The organism is Terrabacter sp. MAHUQ-38, from assembly GCF_014518425.1.
Taxonomy (GTDB): Bacteria; Actinomycetota; Actinomycetes; order Actinomycetales; family Dermatophilaceae; genus Terrabacter.
In genome coordinates this window covers 564,446-588,199 of record NZ_JACVCU010000003.1, presented here as the reverse complement: position 1 = coordinate 588,199, position 23,754 = coordinate 564,446, and the positions used below count along the sequence as shown (strand labels likewise).

Genomic DNA, 23,754 nt, shown 5'->3' with positions numbered 1-23,754 from the left:
TGGTTGGTCACGGGCGCCGCGCATGCGGAACACTGGTAGTTCGCCGGACGTTGTGCCGGTGGACAAACTCACCGGACGAGCAGGAGGACCGGGGCCGTAGGGCCCCGTACGTACATGGACGCTAAGCGGATTCTGCGCACACCACTGCTGTGGATCTTGGTCCTCATCAGCGCGCTCGTCTTCGGCATGATGTTCTCCGAGTCCGGCCCCCCGCGGATCGACACCTCGGCGGCGATGAAGCAGATCGCCGACGGCAACGTCGAGTCGGCCAAGCTGCTCAACAACGAGCGCATGGAGCTGACCCTCAAGACGCCCTACACCTCGCCCGACGGCACGGTGAAGGACGCCAAGTCGGTCTACGCCTTCTACGTCGACGCGCGTGGCGGCGAGGTCGTGAAGGCGCTCAACGACAAGCCTCCGGCCAAGGGCGTCAACGACCAGATCGACGAGCCCAGCTGGTTCGGCTCGCTCCTGTTCTCGATCCTGCCGATCATCATCATCCTCGCGCTCTTCTGGTTCCTCATGGGCCAGATGCAGGGCGGCGGCAACCGCGTCATGCAGTTCGGCAAGTCGCGGGCCAAGCTCGCCACGAAGGACACCCCGAAGGTCACCTTCTCCGACGTCGCCGGCTGCGACGAGGCCATCGAGGAGCTCCAGGAGATCAAGGAGTTCCTCCAGGAGCCGGCCAAGTTCCTCGCCGTCGGCGCCAAGATCCCCAAGGGCGTCCTGCTCTACGGCCAGCCGGGCACCGGCAAGACGCTGCTGGCCCGCGCGGTCGCGGGCGAGGCGGGCGTGCCGTTCTACTCGATCTCCGGCTCGGACTTCGTCGAGATGTTCGTGGGTGTCGGCGCCAGCCGCGTCCGTGACCTCTTCGAGCAGGCCAAGGCCAACGCGCCGGCCATCGTCTTCGTCGACGAGATCGACGCCGTCGGCCGGCACCGCGGCGCCGGCCTCGGCGGCGGTCACGACGAGCGCGAGCAGACCCTGAACCAGCTGCTCGTCGAGATGGACGGCTTCGACGTCAAGACCAACGTCATCCTCATCGCGGCCACCAACCGTCCCGACATCCTCGACCCGGCCCTGCTGCGTCCCGGGCGTTTCGACCGCCAGATCGCCGTCGATGCGCCCGACATGATCGGCCGCCACCGCATCCTCGAGGTGCACGCCCAGGGCAAGCCGATGGCCACCGACGTCGACCTGCTCGCCGTCGCTCGCCGGACGCCCGGTTTCACCGGTGCCGACCTCGCCAACGTCCTCAACGAGGCGGCGCTGCTGACCGCCCGGACCGACAAGAAGATCATCGACAACAAGGCGCTCGACGAGGCCATCGACCGCGTCGTCGCCGGCCCGCAGAAGCGCTCGCGCATCATGTCGGCCAAGGAGCGCAAGATCACCGCGTACCACGAGGGTGGCCACGCCCTGGTCGCCGCGTCGCTCAACCACACCGACCCGGTGACGAAGGTGACCATCCTGCCGCGCGGCCGGGCCCTCGGCTACACGATGGTGATGCCGGTCGACGACAAGTACTCCACGACCCGCAACGAGATCCTCGACCAGCTGTCGTACGCCCTCGGTGGCCGCGTCGCCGAGGAGATCGTCTTCCACGAGCCGACCACCGGGGCGAGCAACGACATCGAGAAGGCCACCGGCATGGCCCGCAAGATGGTGACCGAGTTCGGCATGTCCGAGCGCATCGGCGCCATCAAGCTCGGCCAGTCCAACGGCGAGGTCTTCCTCGGCCGCGACATGGGCCACCAGCGCGACTACTCCGAGGAGGTCGCGAGCATCGTCGACGAGGAGGTGCGCAACCTCATCGAGGCCGCGCACGACGAGGCCTATGCCGCGATCAACCAGAACCGCGACATCCTCGACCACCTCGTGCTCGAGCTGCTCGAGAAGGAGACGCTCAACCAGCACGAGCTGGCCGAGATCTTCAAGCCCGTCGCCAAGACGCCCGCGCGCCCGACCTGGCTCTCGTCGCAGGCACGCGTGCCGGGCGACCGACCGCCCGTCCTGACGCCCGCCGAGATCGCGGCCGGCCAGAACGGCGCGAGCGGCCCGCACGGCCACCTGCCGCCGCCGGTGCCTGCCGACAAGGCGATCGAGGAGAAGATCGACGAGGCCGCCTCGGTCGGCGCGCACCCGCTCGCCGAGGAGCACCCGCCGGAGGAGATCATCGAGGTGCCCGACGACCGCCCGGTCACGCCCGGCGAGAAGAGCTGACCCGTGGCGATCGACCAGCCGCGCGCGGAGGCGGCCGTTCGTGAGCTGCTGTTCGCCATCGGCGAGGACCCCGACCGCGAGGGGCTCAAGGACACGCCCGCCCGGGTCGCGCGCTCCTACACGGAGATCTTCGCCGGCCTCGAGATGACCGCCCAGGACGTGCTCCGGACCACCTTCTCGATCGACCACGAGGAGCTCGTCATCGTCCGCGACATCGAGCTCTACAGCACGTGCGAGCACCACCTGGTGCCGTTCCACGGGGTCGCGCACGTCGGCTACATCCCCGACAAGCACGGTCGCGTGACCGGCCTGTCCAAGCTGGCTCGGCTCGTCGAGGTGTACGCGCGGCGCCCGCAGGTGCAGGAGCGCCTCACCTCGCAGATCGCCGACGCGCTCGTCGAGCACCTGTCCGTGCGCGGCGTCATCGTCGTCGTCCAGGCCGAGCACCTGTGCATGTCGATGCGCGGCATCCGCAAGCCGGGCGCCTCGACGATCACGTCGGCCGTTCGTGGGCAGCTGCGCGACCCGGCCACTCGAGCAGAGGCCATGGCGCTCATGCTCGAGGGCAACAAGTGACCTCGGGCGAGCCGACCGCGACCCGACCCGCGACACAATGGCGCCCATGACCGCGCCCGCTCCACGAGACCGCACCGCACTCGACGCGTCGACCCTTCTGCGGGTGCGCGACCGAACGCTCGTCATGGGCGTCGTCAACGTCACGCCCGACTCGTTCTCCGACGGCGGTGAGTGGTTCGAGCAGGACGCTGCGATCGCCCACGGCCGTGAGGTGCTCGCGGCCGGCGCCGACATCGTCGACGTCGGCGGCGAGTCGACCAGACCGGGCGCCGAGCGGCCGTCGGTCGACGAGGAGCTGCGCCGCGTCGTCCCGGTCGTCACGGCACTCGTCGGCGACGGGGCGGTCGTGTCCATCGACACGATGCGGGTCGAGGTCGCGCGCGCGGCCGTCGACGCCGGGGCCGCGATGGTCAACGACGTCTCCGGGGGCCTCGCCGACCCCGACATGGTGCCGTGGGTCGCGGCCAACCGCCTGCCCTACATCGCCATGCACTGGCGCGGGCACAGCACCGACATGCAGTCGCGCGCGTCCTACGACGACGTCGTGGAGGACGTGTGCCGTGAGCTCGGGTCGCGTCGTGACGATCTCGTCCGTGCCGGGATCGACGAGGACCTCCTCGTCCTCGATCCGGGCCTCGGTTTCGCGAAGAACGCCGACCACAACTGGGCCCTCATGGCGGCCCTACCGGTGCTGCACGACCTGGGCCACCCGATCCTGCTGGGCGCCTCCCGCAAGACCTTCCTCGGCCGGTTGGGTCGCGAGGAGGGTGCCGCACCACGCCCGGCGGCTGAGCGTGACGTGGAGACCGCGGCGACGTCAGTGATGGCGGCGATGGCGGGCCTGTGGTGCGTGCGCGTGCACGACGTAGCCTCGACGGTACGGGTCCTCGCGGTCGTGCAGGCTGCCCTCGACCACGCCCCCGCCGACGAACCGGAGGACCTCGCCCGATGACCGACCGCATTGTGCTGCAGGGCGTCTCGGCCCGCGGCACCCACGGCGTGCTGGACTTCGAGAAGCGCGACGGGCAGACCTTCGTCGTCGACCTGACCATGCTGTGCGACCTCGAGCGCGCCGGACGCACCGACGACCTCGCCGCCACCGTCAACTACGCCGCAGTCGCCGACGACGTCGTCGCCCGCATCACGGGCCCGTCGTTCGACCTCATCGAACGGCTCGCCGAGGTCATCGCCGATGACGTCCTTCGCCACGACCTCGTCGAGTCGGTCGAGGTGGTCGTGCACAAGCCCGAGGCGCCCGTCGGACACTCCTTCACCGACGTGCAGGTACGCCTCGAGCGCACCAACGCGGCCCACGTCGTCGTCGCGCTCGGCTCCAACCTCGGCGACCGCGGGCAGACCCTCGCCGCTGCAGTCCAGGCCCTGCGCGACCTGCCCGGCCTGACCGTCGCGTCCGTCTCGTCGATCGTCGAGACCGACCCCGTCGGCGGGCCCGAGCAGCCTCCTTACCTCAATGCCGTCGCCGTCGGACGTGCGACGACGGACCCGGAGGCGCTCCTCGACGCCCTCCACCGGATCGAGTCCCAGCATGGCCGCACCCGCGAAGTCCATTGGGGTGCAAGGACGCTCGATCTCGACCTCATCCAGTACGGCACTCCCGGCGGTCCGCGCGAGGTCGTCAGTGACGACCCCGAGCTGACGCTCCCACACCCCCGCGCCCACGAGCGGGCGTTCGTCCTCGTGCCGTGGGCCGATGCCGACCCGAGGGCCACGCTGCGCGTGGGAGCCGGGGACGGCGGCATACGACCGGTGGCCGACCTTGTGGCCGATCTCGACCGATCGGGCGTGCGTCCCGGTCCCCGATGGGAGCACCCGTGAGACCACACGCCGGCATCCGCGTCACGGCCCTCGTGCTCGCGGGAATGACGATGACCGTGCTCGCGTGGCTCGCGCTGCGCTGGCTCGCGTCTGGGGGCAGCGGCGTGCCCGAGCCGGGCTGGATCGGTGCGGCGGCGATGCTCTTCCTCGGCGGCGGGCTGCTCGTCGCCGGCCGACAGGTGCGCAAAGTGCGCGACGGCTCACCCAACCCCGGGATCACGCCCCTACGGGCCGCGCGAACCCTCGTGCTCGGGCAGGCCGGCGCGCTGACCGGTGCCGTGCTCGTCGGGTGGTACGTCGCGAACGTGCTCGTCCTGCTGCCCGACGCCGACGTCGACTCGCAGCGGGCACGCATCTGGCCGTTCGTGCTGCACGCCGTCGTCGCCCTGCTGCTGTCGGCCACCGGCATGCTCGTGCAGACGTGGTGCCGACTGCGCCCCCGCGACGACGGAGACGAGAAGGACGCCGACCTGGTCTGAACGCCACGCCCCCACAGGGGCGCGATCTCTCGAGATCGCGGCCGGGGTGCCGGCGATGACACCGGGACGGGCAGGATGACCGGAAGCGATGGAGCCCGGCCCTCGACGTCATCGGCGTGCAGGCGGCGCTCGACCGCGCCCTGGGCGCCGACTCGGATGCTGCCGGGAGCTGCGGCGAAGTCCCGGCAGCGAAGTCCCGGCTCGTGGTCACGAAGGCGGTGCAGTCGGAGGCACTCGTACAGACCAACGACGGCGCCGTGACGCTGCCGGTCTGGCGACTCACCATCGACAGGCTCTCGCACCCGATCTCTGTGATCGCCGCCGCGGACGGTGTGCTGGAGTGGCGCGCGCCGGCGCCGGTCCAGCCGCTTCCGGGACTACCGGAACCACCCATCGGACTAAACGCCGCCGACAGGCTCATCGGCGTCGACGGCGCGACCATCGAGATCGGGATCGGCGGAGGCGCATGCGGGGAGGCCCTCACGGCCCACGTGGTCGAGCTGGACGACATGGTCGTCGGAGTTCCGTCGTACTGAACCGGCTCAGGTAGTTGCGGCGACGGAGATCGTCGACGTCGGGGCGGTCGTCGTCTCCACGGAGGGCGGCTGGGGTGGGCCGTCCGGCGTCGTCGTGCGGGTCGGCCACGGCGGCGGGATCGTGTCGACGGTGTCTTCGTCGGAGCACGCCGCAGCGAGCGTGATCGTCGCCGTGATGACGGTGACCGCCACGGCGCGGAGGACGCTCTCGCGCGAGAGGTGAGCGGACGGCATACGTCGGCTCACTTGTCGACGTCCCCGACCACGAAGAACATCGAGCCGAGGATCGCGACCATGTCGGCGATGAGCTGGCCGGGCAGCATCTCGCTGAGCACCGAGATGTTGTTGAACGACGCCGAGCGCAGCTTGAGCCGCCACGGGGTCTTCTCGCCGCGCGAGACGAGGTAGTACCCGTTGAAGCCCAGGGGGTTCTCCGTCGCGCTGTAGATCTCGCCCTCGGGCACCTTGAGCACCTTGGGGAGCCTGACGTTGATCGGCCCCTGCGGCAGCTGCACGAGCCGGTCGAGGCACGCCTCCGCGAGGTCGAGGGAGACGTGCACCTGCTCCAGCAGCACCTCGAGGCGCGACAGGCAGTCGCCGGCGGTGCGGGTCACGACGCGCCCGGGACCCTTGTCACCGAACAGCTCGCCGTAGGCGAGGTAGGGCGCGTCACGACGCAGGTCGACGTCGAGGCCGCTCGCGCGCGCGATGGGACCCGAAACGCCGTACGCCTCGACGGTGGCGCGCGGCAGCACGCCCACCCCGCGGGTACGCGCCTCGAGGATCTCGTTGCCGACGATGAGGCGCTCGAGGTCGGGAAGACGCTTGCGCACGTTGGCGACGGCCTTGTCGACGCGTCCCATCCAGCCGGCCGGGAGGTCCTCCTTGAGGCCGCCGACCCGGTTGAACATGTAGTGCATGCGCCCGCCGGACACCTCCTCCATGACGGCCTGGAGCTCCTCGCGCTCGCGGAACGCATGGAAGACGGGCGTGATGGCGCCGAGCTCGAGGGGATAGGACCCGAGGAACATCAGGTGGTTGAGCACCCGGTTCAGCTCGGCGAGCGCCGTCCGCGCCCAGACGGCACGCTCCGGCACCTCCATGCCGAGCATCTGCTCGACGCCGAGGACGACTCCGAGCTCGTTGGAGAACGCGCTGAGCCAGTCGTGCCGGTTGGCGAGCACGAGGATCTGCCGGTAGTCGCGCACCTCGAAGAGCTTCTCCGCGCCGCGGTGCATGTAGCCGACGATCGGCTCGGCGCTGACGATCCGCTCGCCGTCGACGACGATCCGCAAGCGCAGCACGCCGTGCGTGGCTGGGTGCTGCGGACCGATGTTCAGCACCATGTCGGCCGTCGCGAGCCCGCCCGCACCGACGCCGACGGTCAGGGCACGCTGGCGCTCGGGACGTGCTGCCGCGGGAGGCTCGGTCAGCTGGTCGGGCATTCCCCGAGTATGCCGTGTCGGTGGCCGGCGGTCCGATCCGGGCAGCGCGCGGCCGGGTCGTCCGTGCGGCAGAGTGGGCAGGCGAGCACCCGGTCCGACGGAGGAGGGACGATGAGCGAGCTGACCCCGTACATCTGCGTGGCCGACTCACGAGCGGCGATCGAGTGGTACCGCCGGCACCTCGGAGCCGAGGTGACGGTGGAGCCGATCGTCATGGACGACGGCCGCGTCGGGCACTGCGAGCTCGCCGTCGACGGCGCCAGCTGGATGATGTCCGACGAGTTCGAGTCGGCCGGTGTCGCACCGCCGGACCCGTCCCGCGGCAACGCCGTCACGCTGCACCTCACCGTGTCCGACGTCGACGCCGTGTGCCGCCGCGTGCAGCAGGGTGGCTCGAGCCTCGACCGGGGACCGGAGGACAACCCGCCGATCGGGCGCCTCGCGGTGTTCCATGACCCGTTCGGCCACCGCTGGTTCCTCAACCAGCCGCTGCCCGAGCCTGACTGAGGCTCGTGCACGGCTGAAGCCTCATCGGCGGCTGAAGGCTCAGGCCCGCTGGTCCGCCTCGCGGCCTCGGAGCAGGAGGTAGCCGGCGATCGCGAGAAGCACCACCGTGCCGATGATCGTGAGCAGGATCGGCACGAACGGCGAGCCCTTGGCCTCGTCCGCGCCGGCGGAGTCCGGGCTGACGTGGACGCTCGGCCCGGCGGTCGCCGTCGAGCCGTCGAGGCCGACGGTGGCGTGGAAGCCGAACGTGCCGGTCACCGGATGGCCGTCGTCGGAGGTGACGCGGTACGACACGGTGTAGTCGCCGGCGGGCGAGCTCGGTGACACGGCCTGCGTCACGTCGCGACCGTCGATCTTCGGGGCGCCGGACGACACAGGTCCCCCCGGCCCGCTGACGACGACCTGCGTGCCGATGTCGAGCGGCTCCTCGGAGAACGTGAGCTTCACCGTCTGCGGCATCCGGTCGACGGTCGTGCCGGCAGCAGGGCTCGTCCGCTCGAGGACGTCGTGGGCGGCCGCCACGCCTCCGTCGACGATGACGAGCCCGGCGGCGGGTCCTGTCGCGAGTCCGAGGGCGAGCAGCGTGGAGGCGAGACGACGCATGACGGTCAGGGTACGACTGCTCGCTGAATGCTCTTCACAGCCCACCAGAAGCCCCCGAATCCGTCCGGGTCGAGGAGCCGCGCCTCGGCGCTCGCGCGCTCGAGACCCGCGACGTAGGCGAGCGGCTGGGACGTCGCGAGCTCGTGCGAGGGCGTGGCGCCGCTCAGGCCGAGCGCCCTGAGGGCATCGCGCTGGGTCTGCACCACGTCCGCGTCGAGCGTGTCCATCGCGACGTGCGCGGTGATGTCACACGATCCGTCGGGCACGGGCACGGTGAGCCCACCGCCGGCGTATGCCGTGAGCGTCCCCCGGGTCGGCCGGCCCGGTGCCGTGTGGCCGTAGTCCACGGCGACGAGCGTGCCCGAACCGACGCGAGCGACGAGGTCGGCCCAGGCGCGGTCGCGGTCCAGCCCGACCTCGACGCGGTCGCCCGGCTGGCTCGTGGGCCAGTGCTGCTCGACCCAGCGCAGGTCCGCGCCGGACAGGCGTGGCCCGAGCAGCTCCTCGCCGGTCGACGCGTCGACGAGGACCTCACGCAGGACTCCGTCGGGGCCCACCTCCGCGACGGTGCACGGCACGACGTCGAGCCACTCGTGGGCGATCACGAGGGCGTCGTCCAGGTGGTGCAACGCGTCCGGCAGGGCGGCGCCACCGGGGGAGCGGAGCCACTCGACACGGTCGTCGAGCCCCTCCGGCCGGTCGACGACGTCGACCGCCACCACTCGAGTGGTCGGTTCCGTACGGCCGGGCGCGTGCGGAAGTGACCACTCGAGGTCACCTGCCGGTCGAGTGGTCGGTTCCGTACGGTCAGGCGCGTGCGGAACTGACCACTCGAGGGCGGCCACGAGATGGGTGGCGAGCTCGCCGCGGCCGGCGCCGAGGTCCACGACGACCCGGACCGGGTGGTCGGGCAACGCGAGCAGCGCCCGGGCGAGCGCCGCCCCGGTGGGGCCGTGGGCGGCCGTCGTGAAGTGCGCCGCCGGGCCACCGCGCACCACGTAGAAGCCGCGGTCGACGGCATACAGCGCCTCGTGCCACGCGTCACGCCAGGGAACGGGATCCACGCCCACGGACTGTAGGCGATAGCGTGCCGTGGGTGAGCACCCCGCACGAGCGTCCCGCGCGCTTCGACGTGGGCGTCGTGGGCGCCGGACGCGTCGGAGCCGTCCTCGGGGCCGCCCTCATCCGCGCCGGCCACGCCGTCAGTGGCGTCTCCGCCGTGAGCGAGGCGAGCCTCGAACGCGCCGCGACCCTGCTGCCCGGAGTGCCCGTCAAGCCGGTGCCCGAGGTCGTCGCGGGTGCCCACCTCGTCGTGCTCGCCGTGCCCGACGACGCCCTCCAGGACCTCGTGGCGGGGCTGAGCGCCACCCGCACGTTCACGCCGGGCCAGCTCGTCCTGCACACGTCCGGGGCCCACGGCATCTCGGTCTTCGAGGCGGCCGCCGACAGCGACATCGTGCCGCTCGCGGTGCACCCTGCCATGACGTTCACGGGCACGGCGCTCGACCTCGAGCGGCTCGCCGACTGCTGCTTCGGGGTCACCACCTCCGACCTCGCCCGCCCGGTCGGGGAGGCGCTCGTCATCGAGATGGGCGGCGACCCCGTGTGGATCGCCGAGGAGGACCGCGTCGCCTACCACGCGGCCCTCGCGCACGGGTCGAACCACCTCGTCACGCTCGTCGCCCAGTCGATGCAGCTGCTCGGCGAGGCCGGCGTCGAGGACCCGGCGCGAGTGCTCGAGCCGCTCCTGTCGGCCGCGGTCGCGAACACCCTGCAGCGGGGTGACGCAGCCCTCACCGGGCCGGTGGCGCGCGGCGATGCCGGTACCGTGGCCGGGCACGTCGCGATGCTGCGCAAGGTCGCCCCGGACATCCTCCCGACCTACCTCGCGCTGGCTCGCGCGACGGCACAGCGGGCCCTGCTGAGCGGACGCCTCCGCGCCTCGGTCGCAGACCCGCTGCTCGAGCTGCTCGCGCACGAGGAGGACGAAACGTGACCGACCATCCCAGCGGCACCGCGACCGCGAGACCCGTGGTGGCTCGCACGCGCGAGGAGCTGCGCGAGGCCCGGGCCGCGCTGCAGGACGAGGACGTCGCGGTCGTCATGACGATGGGTGCCCTCCACGAGGGGCATGCGACGCTCATCCACCAGGCCCGCAAGACCCACCAGCACGTCGTCGTCACGATCTTCCTCAACCCGCTCCAGTTCGGGCCCAAGGAAGACCTCTCGCGCTACCCGCGCACGTTCGACGCCGACCTCGAGATCTGCACGGCTGCGGGTGTCGACCTCGTCTTCGCGCCCACGCCCGACGTCGTCTACCCCGAAGGCGACCCGGGCGTTCGCATCTCCGCCGGGCCGCTCGGCGACGTCCTCGAGGGGCAGGCCCGCCCCGGCCACTTCGACGGGATGCTCACGGTCGTCGCCAAGCTCATGCTCCTGTCGCGGTGCAGCGCGGCCTACTTCGGGCAGAAGGACGCCCAGCAGCTGCTCCTCATCCGCCGCATGTGCCGCGACCTCGACTTCCCGGTGCGGGTCGTGTCGGTGCCGACGGTGCGCGAGCCCGACGGACTCGCGATGTCGAGCCGCAACACCTACCTCACGCCGTCCGACCGCGAGACCGCGCTCTGCCTGTCGGCCGCGCTGCGTGCCGGCGCGGCGGCAGCGAGCGAGGGCCCCTCGGCGGTGCGCCGCGCCGCCCGCGCCGTCCTCGTGCGCGAGCCCCTCGCCCTCATCGACTACCTCGTCCTCGTCCACCCGGACACGCTCGAGGACGTGCCGGAGTGGTACCGGGGCGGGGCGCTGCTCGCTGTGGCCGGACGCGTGGGCACGACTCGCCTCATCGACAACCTGCCGGTGCTCGTCGGGCCGGGCGGCGGCGCCCTCGAGATCTTCTCCCACCCGTGAGACCTCTTCTCGCACAAGGACCTTCACCGACCTCCACCACACGAACCGACCTCCCGAGGAAGACCTGATCGTGCAGCGTTTCATGCTCCACTCCAAGATCCACCGCGCCACCGTGACGCAGGCCGACCTGCACTACGTGGGCTCGCTGACGATCGACCGTGACCTGCTCGATGCCGCGGACCTGTGGCCCGGCCAGCAGGTCGACGTCGTCGACGTCGACAACGGCAACCGGCTGACGACCTACGCCATCGAGGGGGAGCGCGGCACGGGGATCGTCTGCATCAACGGCGCGGCCGCCCGCCTCATCTCGCCCGGTGACACGGTCATCATCATCGCGTACGCCGCGATGGACGATGCTGAGGCACGCACCTTCGAGCCCCAGGTCGTCTTCGTCGACGACCACAACCGGGTGGTCGAGGTCGGGCACGATGCAGGGGACGTCCCGGACGGCTTCGGTCTGCTGACCTCGGCCGTCACCGAGCGTCATCACGAGTACCAGGACTGAGAGGCCAGCCGTATGCCGCCACGTGGGCTCCAGGACGTGACCGTCCCGCGGCGGCTGCGCGCACCCGCGCCCGGCTGGACCACGACGGCCGACGTCATCGTCGTCGGGTCGGGCATCGCCGGCCTCACGACGGCCCTGCGGCTGCGGCGCCGCGTGGCCCGGGTCCTGCTCGTCACGAAGACGGTGCTCGACGAGGGATCGACGGCCTGGGCGCAGGGCGGGATCGCGGCCGTCATGTCCCCGGAGGACAGCCCGGCCGAGCACATCCACGACACGCTCGTCGCGGGCGTCGGGCTCTGCGACGTCGACGCGGTCGAGACCCTCGTGCGCGAGGGCACGGATGCCGTTTGGGACCTCATCGCGTTGGGCGCGGAGTTCGACCGCGGGGACAGCGGGGGCCTGTCGCTGACCCGTGAGGGCGGCCACCATCGCGACCGCATCCTCCACGCCGGCGGCGACGCGACCGGCCGGGAGATCAGCCGGGCCCTCATCGCTGCCCTCGACCGCGTGCGCGACGACCCGGGCATCGAGGTCATCGAGCACGCCCTCGTCGTCGACCTGCTCACCGATGCGAGCCAGCGCGTCTGCGGCGTGACGCTCCACGTCATCGGTGAGGGCCAGGTCGACGGTGTCGGTGCCGCGCACGCCCGCGCCGTCGTGCTCGCGACCGGGGGCCTCGGCCAGATCTACGCCTCGACGACGAACCCGTCCGTGGCGACCGGCGACGGCATGGCGGCCGCGCTCCGTGCCGGTGCGGTCCTCGCCGACCTCGAGTTCGTCCAGTTCCACCCCACCGTGCTGTGGCTCGGCGAGGGCTCGCGCGGTCAGCAGCCGCTCATCTCCGAGGCGGTGCGCGGCGAGGGCGCGTTCCTCGTCGACGAGGCCGGCGAGCGTTTCATGCAGGGCCAGCACCCGCTCGCCGACCTTGCTCCCCGCGACGTCGTGTCACGCGCGATCATCCGCCGCATGCGCGAGACCGGCGCCGACCACGTCTACCTCGACTGCCGCCACCTCGGTGCGGAGTTCCTCGAACAGCGGTTCCCGTCGATCGTCCAGCGCTGTCGCGAGCTCGGCTTCGACCCGGCGACGCAGCTGCTGCCCGTGGCTCCCGCGCAGCACTACGCGAGCGGCGGCATCCGCACCGACCTCCAGGGCCGCTCCTCGCTCGAGGGCCTGTACGCGTGCGGCGAGACGTCGTGCACCGGCGTCCACGGCGCCAACCGCCTGGCGAGCAACTCACTCCTCGAAGGGCTCGTGTTCGCCCGCCGGATCGCCGACGACCTCACCACGCGGCTCGGTGCCGGCGAGCTGCCCGAGACGACCCCGGCGGAGACCGGCGGCCGCCCCGAGCTCGTCCGCGGCAAGCGCCGGCTCGACGTGCAGCGGGCCATGACGGCGGGCGCGGGCACCGTGCGTTCGGCGGAGTCGCTCGCCGCCACGCAGGCGACGCTGGCTGCCGTCGCCGAACGCGCGGCGACGGCCGACCCCGAGCGCATGGGCGGGCCCAAGAGCTGGGAGACCACGAACCTGCTCCACCTCGGGCAGGCGCTGACGTACGCCGCGACGCTGCGGGAGGAGACCCGCGGCGGTCACGTCCGCGAGGACTTCCCGAACCGCGACGACGAGCGGTTCCTGCACCACATCCACCTGCGTCGCTCCGTCGAGGGTGCGCTGGCGGTGGAGCTCGTCCCCGTGCCGCGGTCCAACCTGGACGGGCTGGATCTCGACCACACCGCGGCCGAAAAGGCTGTGGCACATGATGACTCACGAATGGATGGCCGCCGGTGACGAATGACGGGCTGAGCGGTTTCCCGCTCGAGTGGGCGCGTGACCTCGTCGACGTGGCACTGCGCGAGGATCTCGGTCCCGACGGCGTCGACGTGACGACCCTGGCGACGATCCCGGCCGGCCAGATGCGTACGGCCGAGATCGTCGCGCGGGGTCCCGGCGTCGTCGCGGGCGTGCCCGTCATCGGGCTCGTGCTCGACGCGGTGGCCGAGCGGATCCGGTGCGAGGTGCCCTCGGTCGAGGTCGTCAGCGACGACGGCGCGCGCCTGGAACGCGGCGACGTCATCGCTCGGCTGCAGGGGCCGACCCAGGTGATCCTCGTCGCCGAGCGGACCATCCTCAACGTCATGAGCCGCCTGTCCGGCGTCGCGACGCACACGAGACGCTGGGCCGACGCGCTGGAGGGTACGTCGACGATGGTCCTCGACACCCGCAAGACCACGCCCGGCCTGCGCTGGCTCGAGAAGTACGCCGTGCGCTGCGGCGGCGGCACGAACAAGCGCATGGGCCTGTACGACGTGGCCATGATCAAGGACAACCACAAGCTCGCCGCCGGGTCGGTCGCCGCGGCCTACGCCTTGGTGCGCGAGCGTTTCCCCGACGTCGACGTGCAGGTCGAGGTGACGACACCGGCCGAGGCCCGGGAGGCGTACGACGCCGGTGCGCGCTTCATCATGTGCGACAACATGTCGCTCGACGTGCTGCGCGAGACGGTCGAGCTGCTCCGCGCCGCAGGCGAGCCCGTCGAGATCGAGGCGACGGGGGGGCTGACGCTCGAGGTCGTCGCCGACTACGCGAGGACCGGCGTCGACTTCGTGTCCGTCGGTGGCCTGACGCACAGCTCGCCCATCGTCGACATCGCCCTCGACCTCGTCGACTGACCGGTCGCGATTGACGGCTCACGCGTACGCATGCGCGCGTACCCTTCGACTGGAGGAGGGTGAGCCATGGGCGTCGTCGACGAGCTGCTACGCGCCAGGGCCGAGTTCGAGCGCGGCGAGTGGGCCGCCGCCTTCGAGCGCTGGTCCGCCGTCGACCCGGACGGCCTGACCCCCGACGACCTCGAGGCGGCGGGCGCGGCCGCCCAGCTGCTCTCCCGGCTCGACGACGCCGTCGATCGCTACCGGCGCGCGTTCGACGCGCACAGCGACGCCGGTGACGCCGCCGCTGCGGCCCGTTGCGCGTTCCACCTCTCCATGGTGCTGCGTCAGACGAGCGACCACTCGACGGCGTCCGCGTGGCTCGCACGGGGCGAACGCCTCGCGGCCGACCTTCCCGCCGGGAGTCTCGAGTCCGGCTACCTCACCTTCTCGCGGATGTTCACGCACCTCGGACAGGGCCGCTTCGCCGAGGGGATGGCCTGTGCGCAGGAGGTCACCGAGACGGGACGCCGACACGGTGACCGCGGACTCGTGGCCGTGGGCCTCTGCGCCCAGGGCCGCATGGCCATCTACGGCGGACGCGTGCCGGACGGGCTCTCGTTGCTCGACGACTCGATGCTCGAGGCGACGAACCGCACCATCCCACCGGTCCTGCTCGGCAACGTCTACTGCACCGCCATCGAGGGCTGCCAGGAGGTCTCGGACTACCGGCGTGTCGCCGAGTGGACCCAGCAGCTGCACCGCTGGTGCGTCGACCAGCCCGGGCTCGTGACCTTCACCGGACAGTGCGCCCTGCACCGCGCGCAGGTCATGCGCGCCCGCGGCGCCTGGGCAGAGGCGCTCGACGAGCTGGCGGCCGCGATCGAGCGGTACCGGCTGGGGGGCGGGTCACCCGCCATCGGCCAAGCGGCCTGCGAGCAGGGGGACCTGCTGCGGTTGCGCGGCGACGCTCGGGGCGCAGACGCCGCATACCGGATGAGCGCCGAGCACGGCTACGACCCCCAGCCCGGTTCCGCGCTGCTCTCGCTGGCGCGCGGCTCCGCGGGAGCCGCCCTGGCGGCGGTGCGTCGAGTTCTCGCCGAGACCGGAACTGCGGTGGCCCGCAGCCGTGTCCTCCCCGCAGCAGTGGATGTCCTGCTCGCCGTTCACGACACGGACGCCGCGCGGGAGTGCGCGACCGAGCTCGACGAGATCGCCCGCTCGTTCGGCTCCGATGTGCTGTCGGCCATGGCCGCCTCGGCCTGGGGCCGGATCGAGCTGGCGTCGGGCGACCCGGCCGGAGCCCTGCCCTACCTGCGCAAGGCGCAGCAGGCGTGGGTGCGCCTCGAGATGCCCTACGAGACGGCGCTGGTGCAGGCGACGACGGGCCGCGCGCTGCTTGCGCTCGGCGACACGGAGTCGGCCCGGCTGGCTCTCGACGCCGCCCGCCAGGCCTTCGTCACCGTGGGGGCCGGCCCGGACGTCGACGCCGTCGATGCGCTGACTCGCCCCAAGTCACGCCCGGGTGGGCTGAGCGAGCGCGAGGTGGAGGTGCTGCGCCTCGTCGCGGCCGGTTGCAGCAACGCCCGGATCGCCGAGGAACTGGTCCTCAGTGAGCGCACCGTGGCCCGCCACCTCAGCAACATCTTCACGAAGCTCGACGTCGGAAGCCGCACTGCCGCAGCCGCATTCGCGTTCGAGCACGACCTCGCCTGAGCTGCGCAGACGGGTCAGGCGGGAGCCGGCGCCGTCGAGTCGGAACGGGTGCGCTGCTTCGCCGACCGCCGGACCACGTGCTCGGCGACGTACGCCGCGTCGCGACCGACGCCGGGCAGCACCATCGAGGCGAACGCGTACTGGAACGCGAGGCCGCAGAAGAAGAGCCCCGGCACGTCCTGAGAGACCCCGCGGTACTCGCGCGGCCAGCCGTCGTCACCGACGACCGGCAGGTCGATCCAGTCGAAGCGCTGGGTGAAGCCGGTCGCCCAGATGACGTTGGCGGCGTCGACGACCGTGCCGTCGTCGAGCCTCGGGAGCCCGTCCGTGACTCCGACGACGCGCTGGGTGTGGCGCTCGACCCCGCGTGCCGCGAGGTCCTCGCGCTTGACCCGAAGCATCGGGCCGCCGTGGTGACGGATCTCCTCCATCATCCCGCGACCCACCGGCGTCCTCCGGGTCATCACGTGGCGCCAGGCGAAGAGCAGGAACGGGAAGACGACGTGGATCGCCGGCGAGTCCCATCGCACAGGGATCTGCCCGCAGTCGCGGCCCGCGAGGATCGTCGGCCGCGTCTGGGCCAGCTCGTACGCGATGTCGCAGCCGGAGTGCGAGGCTCCCACGACGAGCACCGAGCCGTCGCGCAGCTGGCTCGGCCGCCGGTACTCGCTCGAGTGCAGCTGGAGGATCGACGGGTCGAGGTCCGCAGCGAGGTCCGGCACCCTCGGCGCCCGACCGAACGTGCCGGTCGCGACGACGACGTTGCGGCACGCGATGAGTCCGCGGTCGGTCTCGATGACGAACCCGTCGCCGGCCGGCGCCGCCGCGAGTCGCTGCACCCGGACACCGAGCCGCACCGGCAGCCGGAAGTGGGCGGCATACGACCCCAGATAGGCCGCCACCTCCTCCTTGCCGGGGAACGACTTCGGGTCGCCGGGGAACGGCAGGCCCGGAAGGCTGTCGTGGCGGGCCGGCGAGTAGAGGCGCAGCGAGTCGTACTGCTGGCGCCAGCCGTCGCCGACGGCCTCGTTGCGCTCGAGCACGACGCACGCATGGCCACGGCTCACGAGCTCGCGTGCCGTGGCCAGACCGGCCTGCCCCGCGCCGATGATGACCGTCTCGATGGTCTCGCTGATGTCCATGGTGTCCCTCCTGGTCGTTGGTGGGCTCCACGCTAGGAAGGCGGGCGGGGGCGCCGCGTCGGCCGTGATGCCCATCCCGCGGCCGGCGGCATGGGTCGAAATGACCATCGGGGCAAGGACTGGCCCCGTGGTGTGGGGCCGCCGGAGGTGGCCTCTCGACGGGCCTCAGTAGCGGCGGTACCAGAGGTTGACGGCGTAGTCGACGCCCGTGGCGTCGGGGTGCTCGGCGAGGATGAGGTCGGCGTGGTCGGGCGCGAACTCGATGCCGACGACGGCCTCGAAGTCCTCGCGCGAGTCGAAGTCCCAACGGATGTCGAGGCGCTCGCGCTGCCAGCCCTGCCGTTCCCAGAAGCGCTCCACGGCGCGGGGGTCATAGCTCGGCAGGGCCCGCCGGAACCACGTGCCGAACGTCGAGCGCGTCGCGTCGTTGTCGATGACGAACGCCACCCCACCCGGGCGCATGACCCGGTCGAGCTCGGCCAGACCCGGCTCGCTGCCCGGCCCGAAGAAGTACGCCCACCGGGCGTGGGCCATGTCGAACGCGGCGTCAGGCACCCCGATCGCGGCCGCACCCTCCTCTCGGACGGAGACGGACGGCATACCCGAGACGCGTTGTGCGGCAAGGGAAGCCAGCGGCGGGTGCGGCTCGACGCCGAGCACCGACCGGGCGTTCTGCGCCAAGTACGGCAGGTGGTAGCCGGTGCCGCAGCCGATGTCGACGACGTCGAGCCCAGACCAGTCGAGCACCGAGCGCATCGCGTCCTCGATGACGTGCGCGCGGTCGACGCCGCGGTTCTCGACCTCGTAGACGTCGGGCGTCTCCCAGATGTTCGGCGACGGGATGACCTGGCTCATCAGGCCCGCTTCCGGGTGGCCGGGGGCGCGGCGGCGGCCTGCGCCTCGAGGGTGGCGGGATGGACGAGCAGCGGCAGCAGCTTGCGGACCCCCCGGGCGCGGACGGCCTTGACCTGTGCCAGGTGCGCCTCGGCACGGATGGCCAGCTCGGCGTACGCCAGGGGCCCCATCAGCTCGGTCAGCTCGGGCGCGTTGGAGCGGTAGACGGGCTCACGGCCCACGTGCGCCTCGGAGTTGCCCGAGCAGTACCAGTCGAGGTCGTGGCCACCCGGACCCCAGCCGCGACGGTCGTACTCCGTGATCGTCACCTCGAGGTAGCTCGTGTCGTCGGGCAGCTCGACCGTGCGGAACGTGCGGCGGATGGGAAGCTGCCAGCAGACGTCGGGCTTCAGGGTGTGGGGTTCGACCCCGGTGAGGATGGCGTGCTGGTGCAGCGCGCAGCCGGCGCCCGCGGGGAAGCCCGGGCGGTTGAGGAAGATGCAGGCACCGTCGACGACCTTCGTCTTGCGTGCGCCGTCCTCCTTCTCGGTCCAGTCGTCCTTGGAGCCGGTGGCGGTGCCGACGGAGTGGTACTGCCACTCGTCCTCGCCGAGCTCCGTGACGGCCCTCGAGACGCGCTTCCAGTCGTCCTTCTCCGTGAAGTGCGCGCCGAGGGTGCAGCAACCGTCGTCGGGCCTGCCCTCGTAGATGCCCTGGCACCCGCTCCCGAATATGCACGTCCAGCTGCTCGTCAGCCAGGTCAGGTCGCAGCGGTAGCGCTGGTTCGCGTCGGCGGGGTCGGTGAACTCGACCCAGACGCGAGGAAGGTCGAGAGGTGCTTCAGCCACCGGTTCACCTTATGCCGCCGAGGTTTCCGTGTCGTCAACGGCGCCCAACTCGTGGATGGTGTGCCGGGGGCCCAGAGGATCCCGGCGAGCGGTCCCGGGTATGCCGGCACCAGCCTCGGGCCCTGCTCCACGGCGCGGACCCCGAGGCCCGTGACGAGGTGCACGGGACGCGCCCCCTCGAGTGGGCCCGCTGGGCGCGGGCCGACGACGCGGCCCGCGTGTTGGAGGGCGTCACAGACGGCCCCGCCGACCCTGCCGACCCCGCTGGTTGAGCTGGTGAGCCCGGGCCGCTCAACGCGAGCGGTCCGGGCTCCCGCACGCGATCTCAGTGCGTGGTGGCCGTGTCGTCGCGGTGATGCATCCGGGTGACCTGGAGGTCGGCGGCGCCGACCACGAGGCTCACGGCGCCGATGATCCATGCCGTCCACGCCATCGGGCGGGTGTCGGCGAACCCCATGACCCACGGCGCGACGATGAACGCCACACCGATGAGGACCATCAGGCCCTCGAGCGGGATCATGTCGGGCCGCACGAGCTCGGCGATCGCCACGAGCGCCGTGATGACGCCGAGGACGACCATCGTCGTGGTGGCCCGGTTGGTGGTTGTCGTCCACATGGGCGACAACGCTGCGTAGACGCCGGCGATGAGAGGCACGACATCCTGGGGATTCGACCATCGCTTCATGGTGCGATCGACCCTCTTTCAATTGCGGGTCCGTCGATCCTTGGCGGACCGGACATCTCGATTGTCGGACGGCGCGATCGGCCCGTCAACGATCTGCGGATGGGGCCGGGGACAGGTCCGGCGGCATACGGTGTCCCCATGGCTGCGCGCGACGCGACGAGGGCACGGGGGAGACGGCCCGGCCGCGAGGACACTCGGGCCGCGATCGTGCATGCGGCGCGAAAGTCCTTTGCCGCCAAGGGTTACGACAAGACAAGCCTGCGTGGGATCGCCCGCGAGGCAGGGGTCGACCCCGCGTTGGTGCACCACTACTTCGAGGGCAAGGCGGCGCTCTTCGCCGAGACCCTCGACGTCCCGGTCAACCCGTCGGAGCTCGTCGAGCGCATCACCGCGGGCGATGTCGACCGGCTCGGCTGGCGCATCGTCGAGACCTTCCTCGGTGTGTGGGAGCCGCCGGAGCGTCGCGATGCGCTCGTGGCCCTCGTGCGGTCGAGCATGACGAGCGAGGAGGCGGCGCGGATGCTGCGCGAGTTCCTCGGGCGCGAGGTCTTCGGTCGCATCGCTGCGAGCACCGGGGCGTCCGACCCACAGCTGCGCGGGGCGCTCGCGGCCTCGCAGATGATCGGCCTCGTCGTCGCGCGCTACGTCATCCGCGTGCCGGCGCTGGCCGAGGCCACGCGAGAGCAGCTCGTCGAACGCATCGGGCCGGTGCTCCAGCGCCATCTCGTGGACACGCAGCCTCCACCGGAGTAGATTTCATCACATGATGAATAGCAGTGGGCCGGCGGTCGCCATCAGCGGCCTGCGGGTCGTGCGCGGGAAGCGCCGCGTCATCCCCGGTCTCGACCTCGAGGTCCCCTCCGGGCAGGTCGTCGGGCTGCTCGGGCCGTCGGGCTCGGGCAAGTCGACCCTGATCCGGTGCATCGTCGGGGTCCAGATCATCGAGTCGGGCACCGTCACGGTGCTCGGCCACCCGGCCGGCTCGCCCGTCCTGCGCGACGAGGTCGGCTACGTCACGCAGAGCCCCAGCGTCTACGCCGACCTCAGCGTCCGCGACAACGTCGCCTACTTCGGCCGCGCCGTCGGGCTGCGCGGCACCGAGCTGCGCGACGCCGTCGACCGTACCCTCGCCGAGGTCGACCTCACCTCGCACGCCGACCAGCTCGTCCAGGACCTCTCGGGTGGCCAGGAGTCGCGTGTCTCGCTAGCGGCCGCCCTCGTCGGCCGCCCGACGCTCCTCGTCCTCGACGAGCCGACCGTCGGCCTCGACCCCGTCCTGCGTCGCGACCTCTGGAACCTCTTCCGTCACCTCGCCGAGCGCGGGCACTCGCTCCTCGTCTCGAGCCACGTCATGGACGAGGCGACCCGGTGCGACCGCCTCGTCCTGCTCCGCGAGGGCGAGGTGCTGGCCGACGTCACCCCCGACGAGCTGCTCACCCGCACAGGCGCGCCCGATGCCGATGCCGCCTTCCTCGCCCTCATCGACGCCGAGACCCGGGAGAGGAGTGCCTCGTGAACGCCGGACTCACCGCCGCGACGTCGGGCCGCGTCCTGCGCCAGGTGCGCACCGACCACCGCACCATCGGCCTCATCATCATCGTGCCGTGCGTGCTGCTCGGCCTGCTCGCCTGGATCTATGACGGCACACCGGTCTTCGACGCGATCGGGCCCGCCCTGCTCGGCGTGTTCCCGATGATCGTCATGTTCATCGTCACCTCCGTCGCGACCCTTCGTGAGCGCCAGTCGGGCACGCTCGAGCGGCTCCTGACGACGCCCATGGGCAAGGGTGACTTCATGCTCGGGTATGCCGTCGCCTTCGGTGCGCTCGCCGTCGCACAGGCGCTCGTGGCAACGGGATTCGCGGTCTGGATCTGCGACCTCGACGTCGCCGGTCCGCTCTGGCTCCTCATCGTCGTCGCGGTGTTCGACGCCGTACTCGGCACCGCGCTCGGCCTGCTCGCAAGCGGATTCGCGCGCACCGAGTTCCAGGCGGTCCAGTTCATGCCGGCATTCGTGCTGCCGCAGTTCCTGCTCTGTGGACTGCTCACGCCGCGCGACCAGCTGCCGACCGTCCTCGAGTGGCTCTCGGACGTGCTGCCCCTGTCCTACGCCGTCGACGCCATGAAGGAGATCGCCCGCAACGCCGACCCCGTCACCGCGGTGCTCACCGACCTCGGCATCGTCGCGGGCTTCATCGCCGTCGCCCTCGCACTCGCCTCACTGACGCTGAGCCGCCGCTCCGCCTGACGACCGGCACACGAACGCGGCGTTCGGCGGGCGCGGCGAAACACCGCCCGGGCGTCCCGACGACCGCCACTAGGGTTGGGCGCATGCGTCTGGGCGTCATCGACATCGGGTCGAACACGGTCCACCTCCTCGTCGTCGACGCGCACCCCGGCGCGCAGCCACTGCCGGCCTTCTCGCACAAGACCGAGCTGCGTCTCTCCGAGAGCCTCGGCACCGACGGCCGGGTGGGCCACGAGACGGCTGACCGGCTCATCGCGTTCCTGCGTGAATGCCTCGTGGTGGCCGAGGACCAGGGCGTCAGCGACCTCTTCGCCTTCGCGACCTCCGCCTTGCGCGAGTCGCCCAACGGCGAGGAGGTCATCGGCCGGGTCCGCGACGAGACGGGCATCGAGCTCGAGGCGCTGAGTGGTCGTGACGAGGCCCGCATGACCTTCCTCGCGGTGCGCCGCTGGTTCGGGTGGTCGAGCGGCCGGCTGCTCGTCGTCGACATCGGCGGTGGGTCGCTCGAGCTCGCCGCGGGCCTCGACGAGGAGCCGGACGTCGCGCTCAGCCTGCCGCTCGGTGCCGGGCGCCTGACCCGCGAGCGCCTGCCCGAGGACCCGCCCACCGAGGCCGCGGCACGCGAGGTGCGCTCCTATGTGCGCGCGACGCTCGCCGAGCAGGTGCGCCCGCTGCTGAGGTCAGGCGTGCCCGACCGTGCGGTCGGCACGTCGAAGACGATGCGCTCCCTCGCGCGGATCGCCGGGGCGGCTCCGCGCGACGACGGGCCGTTCGTGCGCCGTTCGCTCACGCGTGGCGACCTTCGCGGCATCGTGGCGCGACTCGCCCGCCTCGACTCCGCCGCGCGAGCAGGGCTACCCGGCGTGTCCGTCGGCCGCGCCCACCAGCTGTATGCCGGCGCGCTCGTCGCGGAGGCGGCCCTCGACCTGCTCCAGGTCGAGCAGATCGAGATCTGCCCGTGGGCGCTGCGCGAGGGCCTCATCCTGCGGCGTCTCGACCACCTGATGACCTGACCGAGCCCAGGGGCAGGGCCACTCCCCGGGCGCCACTGAGCCCGTCGGTGGGCCGTGCCGCAGAATGGCCGCATGACGATCCGGGTCGGCCTCTCGACCTCCTCGCTCTACCCGGGCAACGCAGCGACCGCCTTCGCCACCGCTGCGCGGCTCGGCTACGACGCGATCGAGGTCATGGTGTGGACCGACCCGGTCACGCAGGAGCCCGGTGCGTTGCGGGCGCTGTCCGAGCTGCACGAGCTGCCGATCGCCTCGGTCCACGCCCCCACGCTGCTGCTCACCCAGCGAGTCCTGGGCACCGACCCGTGGGGCAAGATCGACCGCTCCCTCGACCTCGCCCTCGAAGTGGGTGCGGGCACCGTCGTGCTGCACCCGCCGTTCCGCTGGCAGCGGGAGTATGCCGCCGAGTTCGCCGACGGCGTGGCGCACCGTGAGCACGAGTCGGGGCTCCGGCTCGCCGTCGAGAACATGTACCCGTGGCGGACGGCTCGCCGAGACGTCATGGCGTACTCGCCCCACTGGGACCCGGTCGACCAGCCCTACGACAACGTGACGCTCGACCTGTCGCACACGGCGACCGCAGGCTCCGACGCGCTCGCCATGGCGCAGGCGCTGGGGCCACGGCTCGCGCACCTGCATCTCGCCGACGGCCTCGGCTCGTTCCTCGACGAGCACCTCGTGCCGGGGCGCGGCACCCAGCCGTGCGCCGAGGTCCTCGAGCACCTGGCCGACAGCGGATGGAGCGGCGACGTCGTCGTCGAGGTCTCGACCCGCAAGTCCGGTCGGGACCAGCGCGAGCTCGACCTCGTCGAGGCGCTCGCCTTCGCCCGGCTGGCCCTCGTGCCGACCCGGGGCGCCAGCCGCATCTGACCCGCCCCAGGAGACCCGCGACACACCGAAGAACCCCCGACGCACCGCGATCGGAAGCCGGTGCGTCGGGGGTTGCCCGGTGTGTTGCGGGCGAACGGGCGTCGCACTGACGGCGGGCCGGCCGCGGCGGGAGCCGG

The 23,754-nt window shown here is 71.9% G+C and carries 26 protein-coding genes; 18 read left to right on the top strand and 8 right to left on the bottom strand.

The window, feature by feature from the left end; genetic code table 11:
- Positions 1 to 114 precede the first annotated feature (114 nt).
- The 6 genes from ftsH to H9I49_RS13755 all read left to right on the top strand — a co-directional run bounded on the left by ftsH (position 115) and on the right by H9I49_RS13755 (position 5,650).
- The gene (gene ftsH / locus H9I49_RS13780) at positions 115 to 2,223 is read left to right on the top strand and encodes an ATP-dependent zinc metalloprotease FtsH (protein ID WP_188030926.1); all 2,109 of its coding nucleotides are present in this window, start codon (positions 115 to 117) and stop codon (positions 2,221 to 2,223) included.
- 3 nt (positions 2,224 to 2,226) lie between these two features.
- The gene (folE, locus tag H9I49_RS13775; protein WP_188030925.1) at positions 2,227 to 2,799 is read left to right on the top strand and encodes a GTP cyclohydrolase I FolE; all 573 of its coding nucleotides are present in this window, start codon (positions 2,227 to 2,229) and stop codon (positions 2,797 to 2,799) included.
- A 46-nt stretch (positions 2,800 to 2,845) separates the two neighbouring features.
- Complete coding sequence (gene folP / locus H9I49_RS13770) at positions 2,846 to 3,751, top strand: dihydropteroate synthase (RefSeq protein WP_370587571.1); 906 nt, start codon at positions 2,846 to 2,848, stop codon at positions 3,749 to 3,751.
- Positions 3,748 to 4,635 carry a 2-amino-4-hydroxy-6-hydroxymethyldihydropteridine diphosphokinase gene (gene folK / locus H9I49_RS13765; RefSeq protein WP_188030924.1) on the top strand — a complete coding sequence of 296 codons (888 nt, stop codon included), beginning with the start codon at positions 3,748 to 3,750 and terminating at the stop codon, positions 4,633 to 4,635. Before folP ends, folK begins: the two co-directional genes overlap by 4 nt.
- Positions 4,632 to 5,114 carry a DUF3180 domain-containing protein gene (locus tag H9I49_RS13760; RefSeq protein ID WP_188030923.1) on the top strand — a complete coding sequence of 161 codons (483 nt, stop codon included), beginning with the start codon at positions 4,632 to 4,634 and terminating at the stop codon, positions 5,112 to 5,114. The genes folK and H9I49_RS13760 overlap by 4 nt, the downstream gene beginning before the upstream one ends.
- A gap of 116 nt (positions 5,115 to 5,230) precedes the next feature.
- A complete protein-coding gene (locus H9I49_RS13755; protein ID WP_188030922.1) occupies positions 5,231 to 5,650 on the top strand; it encodes a hypothetical protein in 420 nt (139 codons plus the stop codon).
- Positions 5,651 to 5,656: 6 nt separating this feature from the next.
- Here the strand turns inward: H9I49_RS13755 and H9I49_RS13750 are convergent, their stop codons facing one another.
- Together H9I49_RS13750 and H9I49_RS13745 are read right to left on the bottom strand one after the other, a co-directional pair.
- Positions 5,657 to 5,884: a hypothetical protein gene (locus H9I49_RS13750; protein WP_223128670.1), complete on the bottom strand. Its 228-nt coding sequence runs from the start codon at positions 5,882 to 5,884 to the stop codon at positions 5,657 to 5,659.
- Positions 5,885 to 5,892: 8 nt separating this feature from the next.
- Complete coding sequence (locus H9I49_RS13745; RefSeq protein WP_188030921.1) at positions 5,893 to 7,095, bottom strand: NADH-quinone oxidoreductase subunit D; 1,203 nt, start codon at positions 7,093 to 7,095, stop codon at positions 5,893 to 5,895.
- Between the two features lie 111 nt (positions 7,096 to 7,206).
- On the opposite strand from H9I49_RS13745, the gene H9I49_RS13740 reads away from it, so the two are divergent.
- Entirely contained in the window at positions 7,207 to 7,602 is a 396-nt protein-coding gene (locus H9I49_RS13740; RefSeq protein ID WP_188030920.1) for a glyoxalase/bleomycin resistance/extradiol dioxygenase family protein, read from the top strand.
- A 39-nt stretch (positions 7,603 to 7,641) separates the two neighbouring features.
- On the opposite strand, the gene H9I49_RS13735 is transcribed toward H9I49_RS13740, so the two are convergent.
- Positions 7,642 to 8,205 (bottom strand): copper resistance CopC family protein, encoded by a 564-nt coding sequence (locus tag H9I49_RS13735; protein ID WP_188030919.1) that lies wholly within the window; start codon positions 8,203 to 8,205, stop codon positions 7,642 to 7,644.
- 5 nt (positions 8,206 to 8,210) lie between these two features.
- On the bottom strand, positions 8,211 to 9,269 hold the full coding sequence (locus tag H9I49_RS13730) for an SAM-dependent methyltransferase (protein ID WP_370587570.1): 1,059 nt from the start codon (positions 9,267 to 9,269) through the stop codon (positions 8,211 to 8,213).
- A gap of 23 nt (positions 9,270 to 9,292) precedes the next feature.
- On the opposite strand from H9I49_RS13730, the gene H9I49_RS13725 reads away from it, so the two are divergent.
- From H9I49_RS13725 to H9I49_RS13700, 6 genes are all read left to right on the top strand, one after another.
- Entirely contained in the window at positions 9,293 to 10,201 is a 909-nt protein-coding gene (locus H9I49_RS13725) for a DUF2520 domain-containing protein (protein WP_188030918.1), read from the top strand.
- Positions 10,198 to 11,109, top strand: a complete 912-nt coding sequence (gene panC / locus H9I49_RS13720) for a pantoate--beta-alanine ligase (protein WP_370587569.1) — start codon at positions 10,198 to 10,200, stop codon at positions 11,107 to 11,109. The genes H9I49_RS13725 and panC overlap by 4 nt, the downstream gene beginning before the upstream one ends.
- Positions 11,110 to 11,191: 82 nt before the next feature.
- The gene (gene panD / locus H9I49_RS13715) at positions 11,192 to 11,614 is read left to right on the top strand and encodes an aspartate 1-decarboxylase (RefSeq protein ID WP_223128669.1); all 423 of its coding nucleotides are present in this window, start codon (positions 11,192 to 11,194) and stop codon (positions 11,612 to 11,614) included.
- 12 nt (positions 11,615 to 11,626) lie between these two features.
- Positions 11,627 to 13,402: an L-aspartate oxidase gene (locus H9I49_RS13710; RefSeq protein WP_188030916.1), complete on the top strand. Its 1,776-nt coding sequence runs from the start codon at positions 11,627 to 11,629 to the stop codon at positions 13,400 to 13,402.
- The gene (gene nadC, locus H9I49_RS13705; protein ID WP_188030915.1) at positions 13,399 to 14,283 is read left to right on the top strand and encodes a carboxylating nicotinate-nucleotide diphosphorylase; all 885 of its coding nucleotides are present in this window, start codon (positions 13,399 to 13,401) and stop codon (positions 14,281 to 14,283) included. Before H9I49_RS13710 ends, nadC begins: the two co-directional genes overlap by 4 nt.
- Before the next feature lie 66 nt (positions 14,284 to 14,349).
- Positions 14,350 to 15,978, top strand: a complete 1,629-nt coding sequence (locus H9I49_RS13700) for a helix-turn-helix transcriptional regulator (RefSeq protein WP_188030914.1) — start codon at positions 14,350 to 14,352, stop codon at positions 15,976 to 15,978.
- A 14-nt stretch (positions 15,979 to 15,992) separates the two neighbouring features.
- Here H9I49_RS13700 and H9I49_RS13695 read toward each other — a convergent pair whose 3' ends face one another.
- The 4 genes from H9I49_RS13695 to H9I49_RS13680 all read right to left on the bottom strand — a co-directional run bounded on the left by H9I49_RS13695 (position 15,993) and on the right by H9I49_RS13680 (position 19,487).
- The gene (locus H9I49_RS13695; protein ID WP_188030913.1) at positions 15,993 to 17,120 is read right to left on the bottom strand and encodes an NAD(P)/FAD-dependent oxidoreductase; all 1,128 of its coding nucleotides are present in this window, start codon (positions 17,118 to 17,120) and stop codon (positions 15,993 to 15,995) included.
- 165 nt (positions 17,121 to 17,285) lie between these two features.
- The gene (locus H9I49_RS13690) at positions 17,286 to 17,975 is read right to left on the bottom strand and encodes a class I SAM-dependent methyltransferase (RefSeq protein ID WP_188030912.1); all 690 of its coding nucleotides are present in this window, start codon (positions 17,973 to 17,975) and stop codon (positions 17,286 to 17,288) included.
- Positions 17,975 to 18,802 (bottom strand): hypothetical protein, encoded by an 828-nt coding sequence (locus tag H9I49_RS13685; protein ID WP_188030911.1) that lies wholly within the window; start codon positions 18,800 to 18,802, stop codon positions 17,975 to 17,977. Before H9I49_RS13685 ends, H9I49_RS13690 begins: the two co-directional genes overlap by 1 nt.
- Positions 18,803 to 19,127: 325 nt before the next feature.
- Positions 19,128 to 19,487, bottom strand: coding sequence for an SPW repeat protein (locus tag H9I49_RS13680; protein ID WP_188030910.1), 360 nt, complete (start codon positions 19,485 to 19,487; stop codon positions 19,128 to 19,130).
- Between the two features lie 138 nt (positions 19,488 to 19,625).
- Between H9I49_RS13680 and H9I49_RS13675 the strand changes: the two genes are divergently transcribed.
- The 5 genes from H9I49_RS13675 to H9I49_RS13655 all read left to right on the top strand — a co-directional run bounded on the left by H9I49_RS13675 (position 19,626) and on the right by H9I49_RS13655 (position 23,617).
- Positions 19,626 to 20,240 carry a TetR family transcriptional regulator gene (locus H9I49_RS13675; protein ID WP_188030909.1) on the top strand — a complete coding sequence of 205 codons (615 nt, stop codon included), beginning with the start codon at positions 19,626 to 19,628 and terminating at the stop codon, positions 20,238 to 20,240.
- 13 nt (positions 20,241 to 20,253) lie between these two features.
- Positions 20,254 to 21,003 (top strand): ABC transporter ATP-binding protein, encoded by a 750-nt coding sequence (locus tag H9I49_RS13670; RefSeq protein ID WP_188031230.1) that lies wholly within the window; start codon positions 20,254 to 20,256, stop codon positions 21,001 to 21,003.
- Positions 21,000 to 21,734, top strand: a complete 735-nt coding sequence (locus H9I49_RS13665) for an ABC transporter permease (RefSeq protein WP_188030908.1) — start codon at positions 21,000 to 21,002, stop codon at positions 21,732 to 21,734. Before H9I49_RS13670 ends, H9I49_RS13665 begins: the two co-directional genes overlap by 4 nt.
- Before the next feature lie 83 nt (positions 21,735 to 21,817).
- Positions 21,818 to 22,747 (top strand): Ppx/GppA phosphatase family protein, encoded by a 930-nt coding sequence (locus tag H9I49_RS13660; RefSeq protein ID WP_188030907.1) that lies wholly within the window; start codon positions 21,818 to 21,820, stop codon positions 22,745 to 22,747.
- Between the two features lie 72 nt (positions 22,748 to 22,819).
- Entirely contained in the window at positions 22,820 to 23,617 is a 798-nt protein-coding gene (locus H9I49_RS13655) for a sugar phosphate isomerase/epimerase (protein WP_188030906.1), read from the top strand.
- Positions 23,618 to 23,754 lie beyond the last annotated feature (137 nt).